The sequence below is a fragment of the Deefgea piscis genome (assembly GCF_019665785.1).
GTDB lineage: Bacteria > Pseudomonadota > Gammaproteobacteria > Burkholderiales > Chitinibacteraceae > Deefgea.
The window spans coordinates 1,543,859-1,560,288 of the sequence record NZ_CP081149.1 but is presented as its reverse complement, the minus strand read 5'-3'; the positions used below and the strand labels follow the sequence as shown (position 1 = coordinate 1,560,288).

The 16,430-nt window shown below is 46.4% G+C and carries 15 protein-coding genes; 8 read left to right on the top strand and 7 right to left on the bottom strand.

Translation table 11 applies throughout. The features are described from left to right. Nucleotides 1–229: 229 nt before the first annotated feature. The 6 genes from K4H25_RS07220 to K4H25_RS07195 all read right to left on the bottom strand — a co-directional run bounded on the left by K4H25_RS07220 (nucleotide 230) and on the right by K4H25_RS07195 (nucleotide 5,092). Nucleotides 230–1,192, bottom strand: a complete 963-nt coding sequence (locus K4H25_RS07220) for an aspartate carbamoyltransferase catalytic subunit (RefSeq protein WP_221022647.1) — start codon at nucleotides 1,190–1,192, stop codon at nucleotides 230–232. A gap of 132 nt (nucleotides 1,193–1,324) precedes the next feature. Continuing rightward, complete coding sequence (gene ruvX, locus K4H25_RS07215; RefSeq protein ID WP_221022646.1) at nucleotides 1,325–1,756, bottom strand: Holliday junction resolvase RuvX; 432 nt, start codon at nucleotides 1,754–1,756, stop codon at nucleotides 1,325–1,327. Beyond that, the gene (locus K4H25_RS07210) at nucleotides 1,753–2,307 is read right to left on the bottom strand and encodes a YqgE/AlgH family protein (protein ID WP_254456618.1); all 555 of its coding nucleotides are present in this window, start codon (nucleotides 2,305–2,307) and stop codon (nucleotides 1,753–1,755) included. Before K4H25_RS07210 ends, ruvX begins: the two co-directional genes overlap by 4 nt. A 160-nt stretch (nucleotides 2,308–2,467) precedes the next feature. Further along, nucleotides 2,468–3,829 (bottom strand): hypothetical protein, encoded by a 1,362-nt coding sequence (locus K4H25_RS07205; protein WP_221022645.1) that lies wholly within the window; start codon nucleotides 3,827–3,829, stop codon nucleotides 2,468–2,470. Further along, complete coding sequence (locus tag K4H25_RS07200; RefSeq protein ID WP_221022644.1) at nucleotides 3,826–4,722, bottom strand: ABC transporter ATP-binding protein; 897 nt, start codon at nucleotides 4,720–4,722, stop codon at nucleotides 3,826–3,828. The genes K4H25_RS07205 and K4H25_RS07200 overlap by 4 nt, the downstream gene beginning before the upstream one ends. Next, nucleotides 4,715–5,092 (bottom strand): GntR family transcriptional regulator, encoded by a 378-nt coding sequence (locus K4H25_RS07195; protein WP_221022643.1) that lies wholly within the window; start codon nucleotides 5,090–5,092, stop codon nucleotides 4,715–4,717. Before K4H25_RS07195 ends, K4H25_RS07200 begins: the two co-directional genes overlap by 8 nt. Nucleotides 5,093–5,303: 211 nt before the next feature. On the opposite strand from K4H25_RS07195, the gene K4H25_RS07190 reads away from it, so the two are divergent. The 8 genes from K4H25_RS07190 to K4H25_RS07155 all read left to right on the top strand — a co-directional run bounded on the left by K4H25_RS07190 (nucleotide 5,304) and on the right by K4H25_RS07155 (nucleotide 14,807). Beyond that, nucleotides 5,304–6,722 carry a cryptochrome/photolyase family protein gene (locus tag K4H25_RS07190; RefSeq protein WP_221022642.1) on the top strand — a complete coding sequence of 473 codons (1,419 nt, stop codon included), beginning with the start codon at nucleotides 5,304–5,306 and terminating at the stop codon, nucleotides 6,720–6,722. A 247-nt stretch (nucleotides 6,723–6,969) separates the two neighbouring features. Continuing rightward, nucleotides 6,970–7,857: a protoglobin domain-containing protein gene (locus K4H25_RS07185; protein ID WP_221022641.1), complete on the top strand. Its 888-nt coding sequence runs from the start codon at nucleotides 6,970–6,972 to the stop codon at nucleotides 7,855–7,857. Beyond that, a complete protein-coding gene (locus K4H25_RS07180; protein WP_221022640.1) occupies nucleotides 7,857–8,225 on the top strand; it encodes an STAS domain-containing protein in 369 nt (122 codons plus the stop codon). The genes K4H25_RS07185 and K4H25_RS07180 overlap by 1 nt, the downstream gene beginning before the upstream one ends. Further along, nucleotides 8,215–8,628 (top strand): anti-sigma regulatory factor, encoded by a 414-nt coding sequence (locus K4H25_RS07175; protein ID WP_221022639.1) that lies wholly within the window; start codon nucleotides 8,215–8,217, stop codon nucleotides 8,626–8,628. Before K4H25_RS07180 ends, K4H25_RS07175 begins: the two co-directional genes overlap by 11 nt. A gap of 130 nt (nucleotides 8,629–8,758) precedes the next feature. Further along, the gene (locus K4H25_RS07170) at nucleotides 8,759–9,358 is read left to right on the top strand and encodes a SpoIIE family protein phosphatase (RefSeq protein WP_221022638.1); all 600 of its coding nucleotides are present in this window, start codon (nucleotides 8,759–8,761) and stop codon (nucleotides 9,356–9,358) included. Next, entirely contained in the window at nucleotides 9,355–12,582 is a 3,228-nt protein-coding gene (locus tag K4H25_RS07165) for a response regulator (protein ID WP_221022637.1), read from the top strand. Before K4H25_RS07170 ends, K4H25_RS07165 begins: the two co-directional genes overlap by 4 nt. Before the next feature lie 167 nt (nucleotides 12,583–12,749). Next, on the top strand, nucleotides 12,750–13,682 hold the full coding sequence (locus K4H25_RS07160; protein ID WP_221020333.1) for an IS5 family transposase: 933 nt from the start codon (nucleotides 12,750–12,752) through the stop codon (nucleotides 13,680–13,682). Between the two features lie 18 nt (nucleotides 13,683–13,700). Next, nucleotides 13,701–14,807, top strand: a complete 1,107-nt coding sequence (locus tag K4H25_RS07155; RefSeq protein ID WP_255588137.1) for a response regulator — start codon at nucleotides 13,701–13,703, stop codon at nucleotides 14,805–14,807. Between the two features lie 173 nt (nucleotides 14,808–14,980). On the opposite strand, the gene fba is transcribed toward K4H25_RS07155, so the two are convergent. Then, nucleotides 14,981–16,015, bottom strand: coding sequence for a class II fructose-bisphosphate aldolase (gene fba, locus K4H25_RS07150; RefSeq protein WP_182075168.1), 1,035 nt, complete (start codon nucleotides 16,013–16,015; stop codon nucleotides 14,981–14,983). Nucleotides 16,016–16,430: the final 415 nt, after the last annotated feature.

Genomic DNA, 16,430 nt, shown 5'->3' with positions numbered 1-16,430 from the left:
ACCCATTTTTTCAACGCAGAGGCGCAGAGACACGGAGGAAAACTCGCTTTAAAAACTTGTTTCATCATCATCTCCAGTAATTGTGTCATTCCCATTATGATGAGAATCCAGCTGCGCTACTGGCTCCCCGATACACATATTCGGAGATGATGGTCTTTTTGCTACGTTATTGCCAAGCCCATATGATTTAGATTTTCTCTGCGCCTTTGCGTCTCTGCGTCAGATTTTTCTAAATCAATTCACGTTGATTGGCCGCCACGATGCTGAGCACCGCCATGCGTACCGCGATACCGAATGTCACTTGCGGCAAGATCACCGCTTGGTCACCATCGGCCACTGCCGAATCAATCTCAACGCCGCGATTCATTGGCCCCGGATGCAACACAATCGCATCGGGCTTAGCAAACGCCAATTTTTCTTGGGTAAGGCCGTAGACCTTAAAGAATTCCTGCGTTGACGGCAGATACGCCCCGGCCATGCGTTCATTTTGCAAACGCAGCATGGCCACCACATCAACGTCTTTCAGACCTTCTTCCATATCGTGATACACATGCACGCCAAGCTGCTCGATGCCGGTTGGCAGCAAGGTTTTCGGCGCGATAACGCGAATATCAGGGCAACCCAAGGTTGATAAGGCGTGAATTTGCGAGCGCGCCACACGGCTATGCAATACATCACCCACAATCGCCACGCGCAAATTGGTAAAGTCGCCTTTGTAATGACGAATGGTAAACATATCGAGCATCGCTTGCGTTGGATGCGCGTGGCGACCGTCACCGGCATTCACCACTGCCACACCCGGTTTCACGTGCTTGGCAATCAAATGCGCCGCGCCCGAATCCGAATGCCGAACGACGAACAAATTCGCGCCCATCGCTTCAATATTGTGAATCGTATCGAGCAGCGTTTCGCCTTTGGCAGTACTAGAAGCTTGAATATTCAAACTCGATACATCGGCCGACAACCGCTTAGCGGCGATTTCAAACGTCGTACGGGTACGCGTTGAGTTTTCAAAAAATAAGTTAAACACCGAAGTGCCAGCCAAATCGGCGAATTTTTGATTCACCAACTCACCGCCCGAGACAAACTCGGCGGCTTTATCCAAAATCTGCGTCAAAACACGACGCGGCAGCCCTTCGGTGGTGAGTAAATGAATCAACTCACCTTGGGCATTCAGTTGCGGGTTATACATAGCTTCCTCGCTGATTAATACAATTTTTACCGCCCCGTTGGCATCCGCTCAATCTCGGCGCAACAGGGGTATAGGAATAAAAAATAAGGCTAGGTAATGTCGCCAACACCGTTTGGCATCGCCAAAAACCACTTACTTAGCGCCGGTAGCCGACGACTCACCATCAAAGTAAGTTTGCAGAATTTGCATCGCCGCCACTTGATCCAACGCCGTTTTTTGTTTACGGCCTTTTAAACCCGTCTCATTTAAAGCCGAGCTGGCCGCGGCACTACTTAAGCGCTCATCGACCAAATGCACTGGCAAAGAAAATCGCCCATTCAGGCGATTAGCAAAGCGGCGGGCCATGCGCGTCATATCATGCTCGGTGCCATCGAGATAACACGGCAAACCCACCACCAACAGCGAAGGTTGCCATTCTTTAATCAGCGCCTCGATACGGGCAAATTTTTTATCGTTTTCTTCAAAAGCAATGGTTTCAACGGGTGTTGCAATCCCGATTTCGGTCGAGCCTGTAGCCACGCCAATTCGCACTTCACCAAAATCAAAAGCTAAAATCGTACTCATGCGTGACCAATCTCTTTGGACAACATCGCCACATCCACCCCCAATAAAGCCAGCGCAGCGGCATAGCGTTCTTCAGAAGGGATATCAAAAAGTTGTTGCATGGTTTCAACCGGCACCGTCAGCCAAGAATTTTCAAAGATTTCTTTTTCTAGCTGGCCAGCTTCCCATCCAGCAAAGCCCAAAGAAACAAACAGTTTTTCTGGCCCCTTGCCTTCGCTCACCGCCAATAAAATATCTTTGGACGTGGTTAAGCCGATTTCAGGAGAGATAATTAAAGAAGATTGCCAATCGCCCAGTGGGGTATGCAACACAAAGCCACGATCGGTCTGCACTGGACCGCCGAAATGCACCGGCAATTCAGCCACATCTGGACGATGCATTTCCAGATCGATTTGTTCAAATAAGGTCGTCAGCGTCATGCCAAGCGGACGGTTCATAATCACCCCCATCGCACCTTTTTCATTGTGTTCACACACATAAGTGAGTGATTTAGCGAAAATAGGATCGACCAGATTCGGCATCGCGATCAGGAAGTGTCGAGAAAGATTCATTGTGTTGGCGTTTTCCATAACCCAATTATCGCATAGCTTTTGCAAAGTCGCTGCGACTAAGCGATGACTCTGCAGTTGCTCAACTCAAAAAGAAAAAGGCCTTAAGGTATTTAACCCTAGGCCTTTATTATAAATGACTACACAGCAATACCCATACCATTCAACTTCGTTTAACTCGTCGAATTGCTCCCAGATCGATTTTCAGCGCTTTGCGCAAGGAGACATAAGCCAGAATTGGTGCGACCAGCCCAAACGCTATAATCATCGCAGAGATGTTACTTTGCACGCCAGAACCCCAGATCACGGTGAGCCAGTACCATAAAAGGCCCAAGCAGAAAAAACTCTTGAAGGAGGCTTCTTGGCTTGTCCGACCATCCGCACTCACATTCCACATCGACATCCACGGCACACTAAAAATAAGATACCGTAAGCTGGCCAAACCAAACACAAACAACAGCGCGGCATTCAAAATATTTTTTGCGTTATCCATTTGCAGCAGCAGTAACAAGGCACCATTGAGCACAGCAGTTAGCAATAATGCGCCTAAAAATAATAGCTCATCTTGCCGCCATAACTGCGCCCGACTATGACTGCGCACCAGCCACGAAGCAGACCACTGCTGTCGACCATTAAACAACCCTAGAAATCCAGGAGTGAGTATTGCAAAAAACGCCCCAGCGCCCCATTGGCCTGTCGCGAATGATGCAGGCAGTAGGTGTTGATACATCAAGATGAATGCGTAGGGGACAAGAAGCAGTGAAACCAAAATTTTTCGCAGGCCTTTTTGATCCAAAGCGCCGCCCATATTCATTTCCAACCGCAACAGCAGCGGATGCTTGCTCTGCTGAGGTACTTCATTGGTATGACGTTCTGCATGTTTGATATTTGCAAGCTGACTTGCGCACCCGAATTTCCTCAACTGCCAAGCTACCGCCAACAACAAGCCAAATGTGGCTGCAAGTAGAATATTGCTAATTAAGACTTCGTGCTGGGGAAACAATATCAGCGCAAATGTCGGGATCAATACAGCCCAAATTCCCTGCCCCTGCAGCACTGGTGCATTCAGCAGGTTAAGTGCTTTTTTATCCAGTGCTTGTGGTACTGAATAGTTCATCAATAAAACATTCAACTGCACAAGACTCAGCAAAACCAACAAGGTCAAATTTGCCGAGCGATAACCAACCACCAATCCCAACAAACCCCACGCGAGCCAATAAAGTAATAAAGCTTGTGCGATGACAATCTGAAGCGGAGCAAGGCGTAAACGCCATTTTTTTAGTGCAGCGATGACCTCAACTACATTGGTAGCATGAAAATAAGCTAGAAAGCCCAAGACCATATAAGTGACTAGGAAGTGATTTTTTGGCCAAAGCCACATAAAGCACAACAACAGCAGATAGCCCAAAAACCACCACATACGCTGATTCGATGTCCGCCCCCAAAATTGCAGGAATAACCAATCCCGCTGCGCTTTCACTACTGGATCGCGCCACGTGGCAAAGATGTCATAACCCAAGCTCATTGCGAAATCTCCACAAAAGCATCCTCAAGCCCCAGCGCTTCAACTTGATAGGGCGAGCTAATTTGGACTGTGCACTCAGCAGCCAGCGCTTCATTCCAGCCGCGAATAATCCACGTTTCGCGCCCGGTATTCACCTCGGTGCGAATCACCTGCTTGGTGGTCAGCGCCAAGCTGCCATTCACTTGCAACGGTTTCGTTAAGTGCAAACGCACCACCGATTCTTTCAGCTCATCCAAGCCACCTTGATACGTGATGCGGCCTTTTTCTAGCAACCACACATCGCTAGCAACGCGTTCGATGTCGCTAAAAATATGGCTAGATAACAAAATAGATCGCTCGCCATCGGCGACAATATCAATCAATTCACCAATTAAAGCGCGGCGCGCCAGTGGGTCAAGGCTGGCGGCAGGCTCATCCAGCACCAGCAGTTTGGGTTCGTGCGCCATCGCGGCGACCAAAGCCAGCTTTTGCCGCTCGCCAACCGACATCTCACTGATATTTTGCCAAACCGGCACCGACCAGCGATCAAGCAGACGATCGACTAACTGATGATTCCAATGTGGATAAAACAGTCGCGTCGCCGCCAGCATTTCGCTGCCGGTGAGCCACGGCAGCAAATCATCTTGCTGCGCGACAAAACCGATCTGGCTGCACACTGCTGCGGGTAATTCAGTTGGATTGTGACCAAACACGGTCACCTCCCCTGCGTTCAAAAACGTATAGCCCAGCAAACCATCAAGCAAAGTCGTTTTACCTGCGCCGTTTTTACCCAGCAAACCGACCACTTGCCCCGGCATAATGCTTAGCGTTTGCCCCGCACAATTGACGACTCCGAGGGCGACATCTTTAGCCGTGACTAAGGTTTCCAATACAACAGGGTTGCGATCATTCATGGTCTTGATCCTGATTCAATTCAGCGTGAAGGGCGGCAATCAGCTCGGCGTCGCTCAAACCCAGTTGGCGCGCAGCGGTGATGGTGTCGCGTAAAATCGTTTGCAATTGCGTACTGAGTAAAATATGCGGCGGCGGGTGCTCGGCGACGGTCATTGCTTTACCGCGTTGCCGAGTCAATAGACCTTCGGCTTCAAGCAGGCTGTAGGCTTTGGAAATCGTCATTGGATTAACGGCGTGAATTTCGGCCAATTCGCGCACCGACGGCAGCGCGGTGCCCGGCAGCAATTGCCCACCCGCAATCAAGCGGCGCACTTGATCTTGGATTTGCCGATAAATCGGCGTGGGTAAAGCGGGGTTTAAGATGAACATGCGCAATCCGCTGGCTGGTGTATAAGTGTATTGTTGAACTAATACACAAAGACAGTCAAGCGAGGCGCAGAGTGTTAAGATGCGCTTATTCAAAAATGCAACAGAATGCAGTCCCCGTCATTCGCACTTCGCGCACTGCATTCAATAGGTATATGAATCTAGCGGTTTTTTATTAATGTCTAGATTCAGATACCCACCAAAAGGAATAAATATGACCACCACCGCCCTCGTCTGGCTGCGCCGCGATTTGCGCTTATTTGACCATCACGCGATGTATGAAGCGCTAAAAAATGCCGATCAAGTGATTTTGGCTTTTGTTTTTGATACGACAATCTTAAAAGATCTTCCTAAACCAGACCGCCGGGTGGAGTTTATTTGGGAAGCGCTCAAAGAAATTAAAACCGACTTGCGCCAATACAATACCGATTTGGTGGTGCGCCACGGTGATCCACTCACTGAAATCCCGGCGCTAGTCGAACAATTTGGCATCACCGCCGTGTATTGCAATCGCGATTACGAACCAAAAGCGATTGAGCGCGACAGGTATGTTGCTGCAAGCCTTAAAGAAAAAGGCGTAGCTTTTAATACCTATAAAGATCAAGTTATTTTTGAACAAGATCAAATCTTGTCGCAAAGCGGTGGCATGTATAGTGTGTTCTCCCCGTATAAACGCACTTGGCTGGCCACACTGCGCGAGCAAGATGTTGCCCCCTACCCTGTTCAGCGCGTCATCAAGCAACTAAAACCACTCAAACCACAATACTTCCCGAGCCTCAAAGAGCTGGGCTTTGCCAAAACCAATCTCACCCAGCTGAAAGTGCCACTAGGAATGAGTGGCGGGGAAAAATTATTCGAAGACTTCAAACGCCGAATTAATGATTACAAAGACGCGCGGGATTTTCCGGCAATTAAAGGCGTTTCTTATCTATCGGCGCACATTCGCTTTGGTACGGTATCGATTCGTGAACTCGTGCGTTTTGCGCATGAATACGGCGGCATCGGCGCAGAAACTTGGTTATCTGAACTCATCTGGCGTGAATTTTATTCGCAAATTTTATGGCATCGTCCGGATGTAGTTGAGCATACGTTTAAGCCCGAGCTCGACCAATTGCCGTTCCCGAATCATCCAGAATTATTTGCCGCATGGTGCGCGGGTGAAACCGGTTATCCGATTGTCGACGCCGCAATGCGTCAATTGACGCAAACCGGGTATATGCACAATCGATTGCGCATGATTACCGCCAGCTTTTTGGTCAAAGATTTACTGGTTGATTGGCGCTGGGGCGAGCAATTTTTTGCCGAGCACTTACTCGATTACGATTTAGCGAGTAATAACGGCGGCTGGCAATGGGCCGCGTCAACGGGCTGCGATGCTCAGCCATATAACCGCATCTTTAACCCAGTGCTGCAATCGGAAAAATTCGATGCGAACGGTCAATTTATTCGTCGCTATGTGCCCGAATTGGCCGATCTGCCCGATGTGGCGATTCACTCACCTTGGGCTTTTTCGGCCAATGAACGGCGCGGCGCATTGTTTGTGAGTTTCTTAGAACAAACCGATTATTTCCCACCGATTGTTGACCATGCCGAGCAACGCGCTGCGGCGCTCGCCCTCTATAAAAACCACTAACATCGCCAGTTAACCCCACCAAGACACGCCGCTAGCAGTCATTCATTGAACTGCAGCGGCGTACTCAATTGCTGCGCCATTTGCTCTAACTCGCCCCTCAGTTCATCAGCCCTATTCGCGGTTATGCTCGCTTTCTTTGCCGACAAACGTCATCTATTTGTCAAGGGAACGGATTGCTTGCACTTGGTGTGTCTGCTATACCAAATCAGGCGAAACCGTATTGTCAGTCAAGAAAAGGACATACCTCATGCAAACTGATCTTAGAGAAATGAAAACGTCAGGCTTAATGAAAATGCATGATCTTGACGAAAGCGATTTGGTCATGGTTCGCAAGTATGGAGCGATCATCACGCCCAAACTCGAAGAGTACGCGGTACTTTTTTATGAGTGGATTGCTGAGTTGCCCGAATATCAGCTGTTATTTAGCAACCCCGAAGTCATGGGCCGTGCGCGTAGTGAGCAGATTAACTATTGGCGTAGTTTTTTTAATGCCCGTGTTGATGACACTTACGTACAAGAGCGCCGAAAAATTGGTGAAGTCCACGCCCGAGTCGGCCTGTCTTTGCCCAGCTATTTTGCGGCAATGAATGTGTCATTTATTATTTTCACCAAAAAACTCTACGATGGCGGCCTGTATAGCGAAGAATATAGCTCGGCCATTAGTGCGCTCACCAAGCTGATGCACTTTGACATCACGATTGTCGTTGAAACCTATTCTCGGCTGATCAATGAGCGCATCAGCAAACAAAGCAAAGCTTTAATGGAAATGTCGACGCCCGTCACACAAATTTGGCAAGACATTTTAATGCTACCCGTAGTCGGCATCATCGATTCGAAACGCGCGCAAGACATCATGATGACGATTTTGTCGCGCATTGGTGAAACCCGCGCCAAAGTATTCATCATGGATATTTCTGGCGTGGCGGTGGTTGATTCGGCGGTGGCCAACCACTTATTTAAAATCACTAAATCAACGGGGCTGATGGGCTGCACCAGCCTAATCTCTGGGATTTCACCCGCGATCGCGCAAACTATTGTGAACCTTGGCATCAATGTCGATGAGGTGAACTCAACCGCCACGCTACGTGATGCGCTAGAGCAAGCATTTAAAATCATTGGTCGTACGGTCACATAATGGACTTTGCCAATGAGGAACGGCGCATCCCCGTCTCGATGGTGTCCGGTGCCGTGTATGCTTCAATTCAACTTGATCCCGATACGATCTTGCTGCAATGGCTGCGTGAAGACTTATTGAATTTGACCATCAAGCACAGTGCCAAAGGCGTATTGCTCGATGTTTCGGGCATCACTATTTTAGATGGTGAAAGCTTTATTCAGATTGTCAACACCACGCATATGCTCAAACTGATTGGCGCTAAAACGGTTGTTGTTGGCTTACGTCCCGGCATTATTGCTGGCTTATGCGCGCTCAATGTCGCGCTCAATGCAATTGATGGTGCCAACAGCGTGGCACAAGCGCTGGAGTTATTAGATGGACGCTAAAAAGGAGTTTCCTTGCGAGCGCTTTGACATTAATAACGAAGATGATGTCAGGGGTGCAGTCATGCTTACTTATTCCGAAATCATATCACGTTTTAACGATGCCGGATTGGCCACCCAAATTGCCACCTGCATTTCTGAATTAGCCATGAACATTATTAAATATGCGCAATATGGTGAAGTTTATATTCATTACCAAAATAATTGCAGCATTGAAATCATTGCCGAAGATCATGGCCCGGGCATTGCCAATATTGAGCAAGCGATGCAAGACCATTTCAGCAGCAAAGGTACTTTAGGCTTGGGGTTACCTGGCGTTAAACGTATGGTCGATGAATTTGACATCCAATCAAAAATAAATCATGGCACCCGAATACGCGTGAAAAAATGGCTTAATGATTATTAAATCAGTATCAAAAACAGATGAAATAAGCAGCAATCGCTAAATATCAAACACGACAATCAACATCAAATAAAAACGCGTTTACTGCTCAATTAAACAAATGTTTGCGCTGCATTTGCAGCAAGGTATCGCAATGGAAATGACTCAGCCAACCACACGCCCATATCAACACGCCAATATTGGCAGACCTTGCTTTGGTGAAACGGTCACAGGGGACGGCTATGTGGTGATTGATCTAGAAGACAGCCTGCTTATTGGCATAATTGATGTACTTGGGCATGGCGAAGAAGCACACGAATTAGCGCGCTTTTGTGAATCTTGGCTAAAAAGCCACGCCAGCAGCGATATATTGGGTTTGATGCATGAATTACATATTCAACTCAAAGGTAGCCGAGGGACGGCATTGACCCTTGCCCATTTAAAGCCACCTTTAATTCGTACCGTGGGTATTGGCAATACCATACTGTACCGAATGAAAGATCAACCGAAAGGTGTGGCGGCACAATCGGGTATTTTAGGGCAAATTATGCCGACTCTAAGGATTGTTGAAACGCCCTTAATGGCTGGCGATCTGATTTTTTTAGTGACTGATGGCATTAGTGAGCACATGGATAATTTGCGCTTAATGTCTTGGTTCTCTCTACCACTGAATCGATTTTGTGTTGAGATCTTACGAGAGTACGGCAAAGAGCATGATGATGCGACATGCCTAGCAGTGAGGTATCTACCATGAAAACGGCAACATTTGGACAGCTCGAGCTCAATACTGAAGCCAGTTTATTCACCGCTCGAACTAAATTTAGGCGTATTTTACAAAGTATCGAACTCCCCTCGCATCTGATTGACTTTTATGCGATTGGATTTTCTTTACTTATTCGCGCCTTAATCGATGGCAAAAACAGCGTTTTAACATTGCATTATGACCAACAAAGTATTTATTTAACGGCCAATGCTTTAGTCGCCCCTCCCAAAGAAATTGAAACCTTTTTTAAGAAACAAGCGGCGACCAACAACACACAATGGACATACTCTTTTGGGTTTGCAGGACAAAACGTTTCGCCATCATTACTGCAATCAATACAAGAAATCATCGCACAACCAAGCAGAGAAGAACTTTTTGTTGAACTATCTAGCCGCAATACACAGCTAGCAGAACAACAAAATGGCTTAGAGCAAGAAATAGCACGCCGGACTATGGCGCTTACCGACAGCGAAGCGCGATCTCGAGCGGTTCTAGAAGGCGCACCCGTGGCGGTCGCTTTACTAAATAACCAAGGCATCATTACCGACTGGAATCGTGCAGCAGAACTCACATTTGGTTTTGTGCGGCAATTTGCCATTGGCAAACAAATCATTGATTTAATTGCATTGCCCGAAAAATCATTCCTCTATGAAATTTTAAGTCATCACTTAAACGAAGAATCAAAAAATAAAGTGGGTAATTTATTTTGGGATTTAGAAGCAAAAAATAAAAGTGGCAGCAAACTATCTATCGAAGTGGGCATTACCATTTATCAACAAAATGAAGACTGGGTTGCAACATTATTTGCTAGAGATATCAGTCAACGTAAAAGAAACGAAGCCGAGCTGCAAATTGCAAAGGCAAAAGCCGAAGATGCAGCCAGCGTCAAATCAATGTTTTTAGCGAATATGAGCCACGAAATTCGCACACCAATGAATGCCATTATTGGCATGAGCCATTTAGCGTTAAAAACTGATTTAAACCCAAAGCAACATGATTATGTCGCCAAAATTCATAATGCCGGCACCTCATTGCTTGGCATCATTAATGACATTCTTGATTTTTCAAAAATAGAAGCCGGCAAACTCCATATTGAGCAGATCAAATTTGAACTCGATCAAGTGCTCGCGAATGTCAGCACAATTACTAGCCAAAAAGCCTACGAAAAAGGCCTTGAATTTATTATTCATCCGTTAACGAGTATTCCAGCGCATTTAATTGGTGACCCATTGCGGCTTGGCCAAATTCTGACTAATCTGATTAACAATGCCATCAAATTTACCGATCAGGGTGAAGTCGATATTCGCATCAACTTGGTGGAACAGCTGGATAATCGCGTCAAGTTAGAATTTAGAGTCAGCGATAGCGGTATTGGCATGACCCCTGAACAACAAGAGCATTTATTTTCTCCGTTTACTCAGGCCGATAGCAGCACCACGCGCAAATATGGCGGCACGGGCCTCGGTTTAACCATTAGTAAACGCCTGGTTGAAATTATGTCAGGACAAATGGCATTTACTAGCCAGCCAGGCATGGGCAGTTGCTTTTATTTCACTGCGTGGTTTGGTCATGATGATATCGAAAATGTACCTCGTGTTTTCCCCAGCAAGGTCAACAATTTACGCATTTTAGTCGTTGATGATACCGACAGCGCACGTCAACTATTGCATGAAATTTTATCGACCATGCCAGTACAAATCGAAATTTGTGACTCTGGTGCAGCAGCCGTTGAAATGGCCTTAGGTGCTTTACAGCACAAAAACCCTTTCCATTTGATTTTAATGGATTGGCAAATGCCGGGAATGGATGGCATTACTGCCGCCAGAGAAATTCGCCAGCATCTACCCGGACAAAACCAACCACGCATTGTTTTAGTCACCGCGTTTGAGCGTGAAGAAGTTCACCAAACGGTTCGTGATGATTTGCTCGATGCCGTAATTGTCAAACCGGTAACGGCATCAAGCTTAGTCGATTGCATGGTCGAGCTGTTTGCCCCTGAGCAAAAATCCAATCGCTGCGATCAAATCAGCCATGATCAAGAAAACCATGCGCTTCTCAAGGGTATGCGCGTATTACTCACCGAGGACAATTTAATTAATCAACAAATTGCCTTTGAATTAATGAGTTCGGTCGGCATTGAAGTGACCATTGCCAATCATGGCCAAGAAGCCATCAGCATTTTAGAGCAACATCCAAATCATTATTTTTCAGTCATTCTGATGGACATGCAAATGCCCGTGATGGATGGGTATGAGGCCAGCCGGCATATTCGAGCAGATACCCGCTACGATACCGTGCCCCTACTCGCCATGACCGCTCATGCAATGGTCGAGGAGCGCGAACGCTGCTTATCACTTGGCATGAACGATCATATTTCCAAACCCATTGACCCAGCAGTTCTATTTGAGCGCTTGCAGCACTGGAGAGTACAAAAACAGCCTGCTACGCCGCTCAATGAGCAGCAATCTTCAATACTACATTTAGCAAGCGCTCAGAATGTTGATACTGAGCGTGAAACAGCGTCACAGATCAGCTTAATGCCGTCGCCATCAATAAAAGAAAAAAACGCCGACGAAATCAGCAATACATTAAGCGCGATTGCTAAATTACCCGGCATTGATTTAATCGGTGGTTTAAGCCGTTTAATGAATAATAAGCCATTATATTTACAGCTAATGCGTCAATTTTGTCAAAGTGAAATCGATTGTATTTCTCGTATTAATGCGGCGATCGATAACAATGATCGAGTAACAGCTTCCCGTTACGCCCACACCATCAAAGGCGTTGCCGCTAACTTAGGTGCAACTCAATTGGCTGAAGATGCCGGCATTATTGAACAGTTTTTACGCACAGAAAATGATCGCCGCGATTTAACCCCATGGCTCAAAAATATTGAATCGACATTACACTCCTTATCTAATGTGGTATGTAATTCAAAAAATCAATCCAATACCACTAATACAATAAATAACAAAACGCGATCGGCAACCGCGGAAGAACAACTATTACTAAATGAGTTGCTATCCTTATTAAAACAAATGGACTGTGAGGCACTTGATTTTTTTGAAATCAATCGAACTACTTTTTCTTCAATTTTTAATAACGATGACTATACTGACCTCACCTCAACAATTGAATGCTGTGATTTTTCGGCGGCACATACCAAGTTAAGCAAATTACTGATTTCCAACAAATCATTAATGCCAGTTAACTAAATACCAATTTAAGGACTTTATAAATTTTTTTCAGTTTCGATTTTAAATTTTTGGAAATTAAATTCAATGACCACAAACTCGCTACCCACTTTGCTGATTGTTGACGGCTTTGTTGCACAAATCAGCGGCGCAATGCTGCTGGTAGAATAGCGATATAGAATAGCGATATGAGCAAACCAGCACCCCACAAATACAAAACCACCAACTGGCCAAGCTATCACGCAGCTTTGAAATCGCGTGGCGCATTAATGATTTGGCTTGATCCAGCGCTGAAATGGGCTGCTGAGCCCACTGGCAAGCGCGGACGAAACCCCACTTTTAGCGATGCTGCCATTCAATTCTGCCTCACCATCAAATGCCTGTTTGGCCTCGCATTGCGCCAAGCAACCGGCATGGTTGAAAGCCTACTTCGGCTCGCCAACTTAGATTGGAACGTTCCTGATTCGAGCACGATCTCTCGTCGACAAAAAACGCTGAAAGTCACGATTCCGGCCCGTCAAAGTCAGGGTGGACTGCATTTACTCGTCGATAGCACAGGCATCAAAATGCTCGGTGAAGGTGAATGGAAAACCAAAAAACACGGCGCTGAATATCGTAGGCAGTGGCGTAAAGTTCACCTCGGCATTGATGCCGAAACCCTTGAAATTCGTGCCATCGAGGTCACCGATAACAAAACAGGTGATGCGCCCATTTTGCCGGAATTGATGAATCAGATTCCCGAGTCTGAACAGATTGCGGCGATTTACGGTGATGGCGCTTACGACACCAAAGAATGCCACAATGCCATTGCGGCAAGAGGTGCGGCAGCGATTATTCCTACACGGAAAAATGCACAATTTCGGAAAGAAAATACGGCCGGAGCGAGAGCGCGGAATGACATCTTACGGGCGACCAAATACTTGGGTAGGGCCATCTGGAAAAAATGGTCTGGGTATCATCGACGTAGCTTGGTAGAAACCAAAATGCAATGCTTCAAACTATTGGGTGAACGAGTGATGGCGCGGGACTTTGATCGTCAGGTGGCTGAGTTGCAAGTGCGTGCAGCGATCTTAAATCGCTTCACGCAACTGGGTACGCCAATGACGGTAAGAGTGGGATAAATCCGTCTGGGGTTAGGGGTGACTTACCCTCTAGTTGATTTGTGCAACAAAGCCATTGTTGACGATAGCCCTGAAAATAGGATGCTATTGATACATTTGCTAAAGGATAGCTATCGATTAAAAGTGGCCATTAATGGCGAGCAGGCGCTTGAAGTGGTCCAGCTTGAATTACCCGATTTGATACTACTTGACATCATTATGCCAGGCATTGATGGCTATGAAGTGTGCCGCCGGCTCAAAGCCGAGCCCAGCACCAGCAAAATACCGGTTATTTTTTTAACCGCAATGACCGATGTGGCTGATGAGCAACTTGGGTTTGAGGTCGGCGCTGTTGATTTTATTTTAAAACCTGTCAGTCCTCCTATTTTATTGGCTCGTGTTCGTAATCATTTATTGCTGTTTCAATTACTCAATAACCTTAAAAATCAAAATGACATTTTAGATGCCAAAGTCAAAGAAAGAACTGAAGAATTAGAGCACACCCAAGATGCGATTATTTTAGCCATGGCTTCATTGGCAGAAACGCGTGATAACGATACCGGCAATCATATTCGTCGCACGCAACATTATGTAGGACGACTGGCCACTCAATTAATGCACCACCCTGATTTCAGCCAACAACTTAACCTTGCCAATATTGCCTTGCTTGAGAAATCAGCCGCCTTGCATGACATTGGTAAAGTGGGTATTCCTGATGCCATTTTACTTAAACCAGGCAAACTCGATATCGCCGAATTTGAAGTGATGAAAGAACATTGCCGCTTAGGTCGTGACGCCATTCTTGCCGCAGAAACGGTGATGGGTAAAGAGAGTGCTTTTTTATGCTATGCCAAAGAAATTGCTTATTCACATCAAGAAAAGTGGGACGGTAGTGGTTACCCACTCAAATTAAAAGGCGATCAAATTCCGCTGTCTGCTCGTTTGATGGCGCTGGCGGATGTGTATGATGCATTACGCGCAAAACGCGCCTACAAGCCAGCGATGAGCCATGAAAGCGCAGTAAAAATTATCATTGAAGGCAAAGGCACGCACTTTGATCCACGCGTGATCGAGGCTTTTATTGTGATACAGCACGAATTTGAAGAAATCGCAGAAACGCTTAAAGATGCGCTGCCTGATGAGTAAACCCCAAAATGGCGAGCGAAATAAGATAGGCTAAAAGGCTTGCGGTGAGCGTTTAACACCTCTTAGATGTGTGGCTTTGTATGGCCGAGTATCAAGCCACTCGCCAAGTAATAGGGGTATTTAATACTAGGCTTTATTAATCAAAGCCATCAATTAAATACCCCTCTGCTAGACTATGCTTTAGCTAACATTTTCTCTAATGCTTTTGGCTTGATTTTGTCAGCCTGCCCAGCAGCACCAAAATCAATATATCGCGCATGACACACCGCAGCCATGGCCGCAATGGCGGGTTTTAAATATTGGCGCGGATCAAAATCAGCGGGGTTTTCTGTTAAATGTCGGCGAATCGCGCCGGTCATTGCCAAACGTAAATCAGTATCAATATTGATTTTGCGTACCCCCCAACGAATCGCCCGCTGGATTTCTTCAACAGGCACGCCCCAAGTTGGTTTGAGCTCGCCACCAAAATCGCGAACTTGCTGCAATAAATCCTGCGGCACACTGGAAGAGCCATGCATCACCAAATGGGTATTGGGAATCACATCATGAATTTCTTTAATGCGATCAATATCCAATACCGATCCAGTCGGTGGCGATGAAAATTTATACGCGCCGTGACTGGTACCAATGGCAATCGCCAGCGCATCGACCCCCGTCGCCAAAACAAATTCTTTAGCCTGCCAAGGGTCGGTTAACATTTCAGCATGTGTTAAAGCGCGATTCGCGCCGACACCATCTTCTTCTTCTCCCATTCCGGTATCTAAACGACCTAAGCACCCAAGTTCGCCCTCGACTGAAACGCCAAAGCTATGCGCCATTTTTACCACTTCGCGGGTCACTTCAAGATTATATTCATAGCTGGCTGGTGTCTTACCGTCGCTCATTAATGAACCATCCATCATCACACTCGAAAAGCCATTGCTAATTGCGCTCATACACACCGCAGGGCTAGTGCCATGATCTTGATGCATCACAATCGGCAAATGCGGATAACTAGCCACTGCGCCTTGAATCATTTGCCGCAAAAAGAGCTCACCCGCATATTTGCGAGCCCCCGCACTGGCTTGCAAAATAACCGGGCTGCGCGTGGCATCGGCCGCTTGCAAAATAGCTTGGACTTGCTCCAAATTATTCACATTAAAAGCAGGTACGCCATAGCCATGTTCAGCGGCATGATCCAAAATTTGATTCAGAGAAACGAGGGGCATCATTTTTTCCTTGTTGCGTTGCACCAGCGCACTGTAGGTGGTAATAAACGTGCTGCCAAATCAGGAAATTCATCATTCGGGAAAGCACTAAAACCACTACAGCGGCAAATCAGCTGCCGTTTTAAACTCGAATTACATCGATCTACCTTACATTACCAGTCCCTTAATCATAGGCTGACGTTCACAATCTGCATTTCACCGCACCAGCCCTCACCAAGCTAATACCACTTCAAATTTTTATTGCCGAATTACCTTGCAATGATCCGAGTAAAATCAACATTCTTCGTTGTGATAGCTGCATTCTTTCGTAAAAAGTCGCATACTCTGAACGCAATATTTCAATAGCAAACTGCGACAACCCTCTTGCTCTGTCACGGCCCTAGGCCTAAAGCAATACAAAAAGCCGTATTTTTAA

Bases quoted from the DNA above. Each gene is read 5' to 3' on its own strand.
- K4H25_RS07220 (WP_221022647.1), bottom strand. From the start codon at position 1,192: ATGTATAACCCGCAACTGAATGCCCAAGGTGAGTTGATTCATTTACTC.
- ruvX (WP_221022646.1), bottom strand. From the start codon at position 1,756: ATGAGTACGATTTTAGCTTTTGATTTTGGTGAAGTGCGAATTGGCGTG.
- K4H25_RS07210 (WP_254456618.1), bottom strand. From the start codon at position 2,307: ATGAATCTTTCTCGACACTTCCTGATCGCGATGCCGAATCTGGTCGAT.
- K4H25_RS07205 (WP_221022645.1), bottom strand. From the start codon at position 3,829: ATGAGCTTGGGTTATGACATCTTTGCCACGTGGCGCGATCCAGTAGTG.
- K4H25_RS07200 (WP_221022644.1), bottom strand. From the start codon at position 4,722: ATGAATGATCGCAACCCTGTTGTATTGGAAACCTTAGTCACGGCTAAA.
- K4H25_RS07195 (WP_221022643.1), bottom strand. From the start codon at position 5,092: ATGTTCATCTTAAACCCCGCTTTACCCACGCCGATTTATCGGCAAATC.
- K4H25_RS07190 (WP_221022642.1), top strand. From the start codon at position 5,304: ATGACCACCACCGCCCTCGTCTGGCTGCGCCGCGATTTGCGCTTATTT.
- K4H25_RS07185 (WP_221022641.1), top strand. From the start codon at position 6,970: ATGCAAACTGATCTTAGAGAAATGAAAACGTCAGGCTTAATGAAAATG.
- K4H25_RS07180 (WP_221022640.1), top strand. From the start codon at position 7,857: ATGGACTTTGCCAATGAGGAACGGCGCATCCCCGTCTCGATGGTGTCC.
- K4H25_RS07175 (WP_221022639.1), top strand. From the start codon at position 8,215: ATGGACGCTAAAAAGGAGTTTCCTTGCGAGCGCTTTGACATTAATAAC.
- K4H25_RS07170 (WP_221022638.1), top strand. From the start codon at position 8,759: ATGGAAATGACTCAGCCAACCACACGCCCATATCAACACGCCAATATT.
- K4H25_RS07165 (WP_221022637.1), top strand. From the start codon at position 9,355: ATGAAAACGGCAACATTTGGACAGCTCGAGCTCAATACTGAAGCCAGT.
- K4H25_RS07160 (WP_221020333.1), top strand. From the start codon at position 12,750: ATGAGCAAACCAGCACCCCACAAATACAAAACCACCAACTGGCCAAGC.
- fba (WP_182075168.1), bottom strand. From the start codon at position 16,015: ATGCCCCTCGTTTCTCTGAATCAAATTTTGGATCATGCCGCTGAACAT.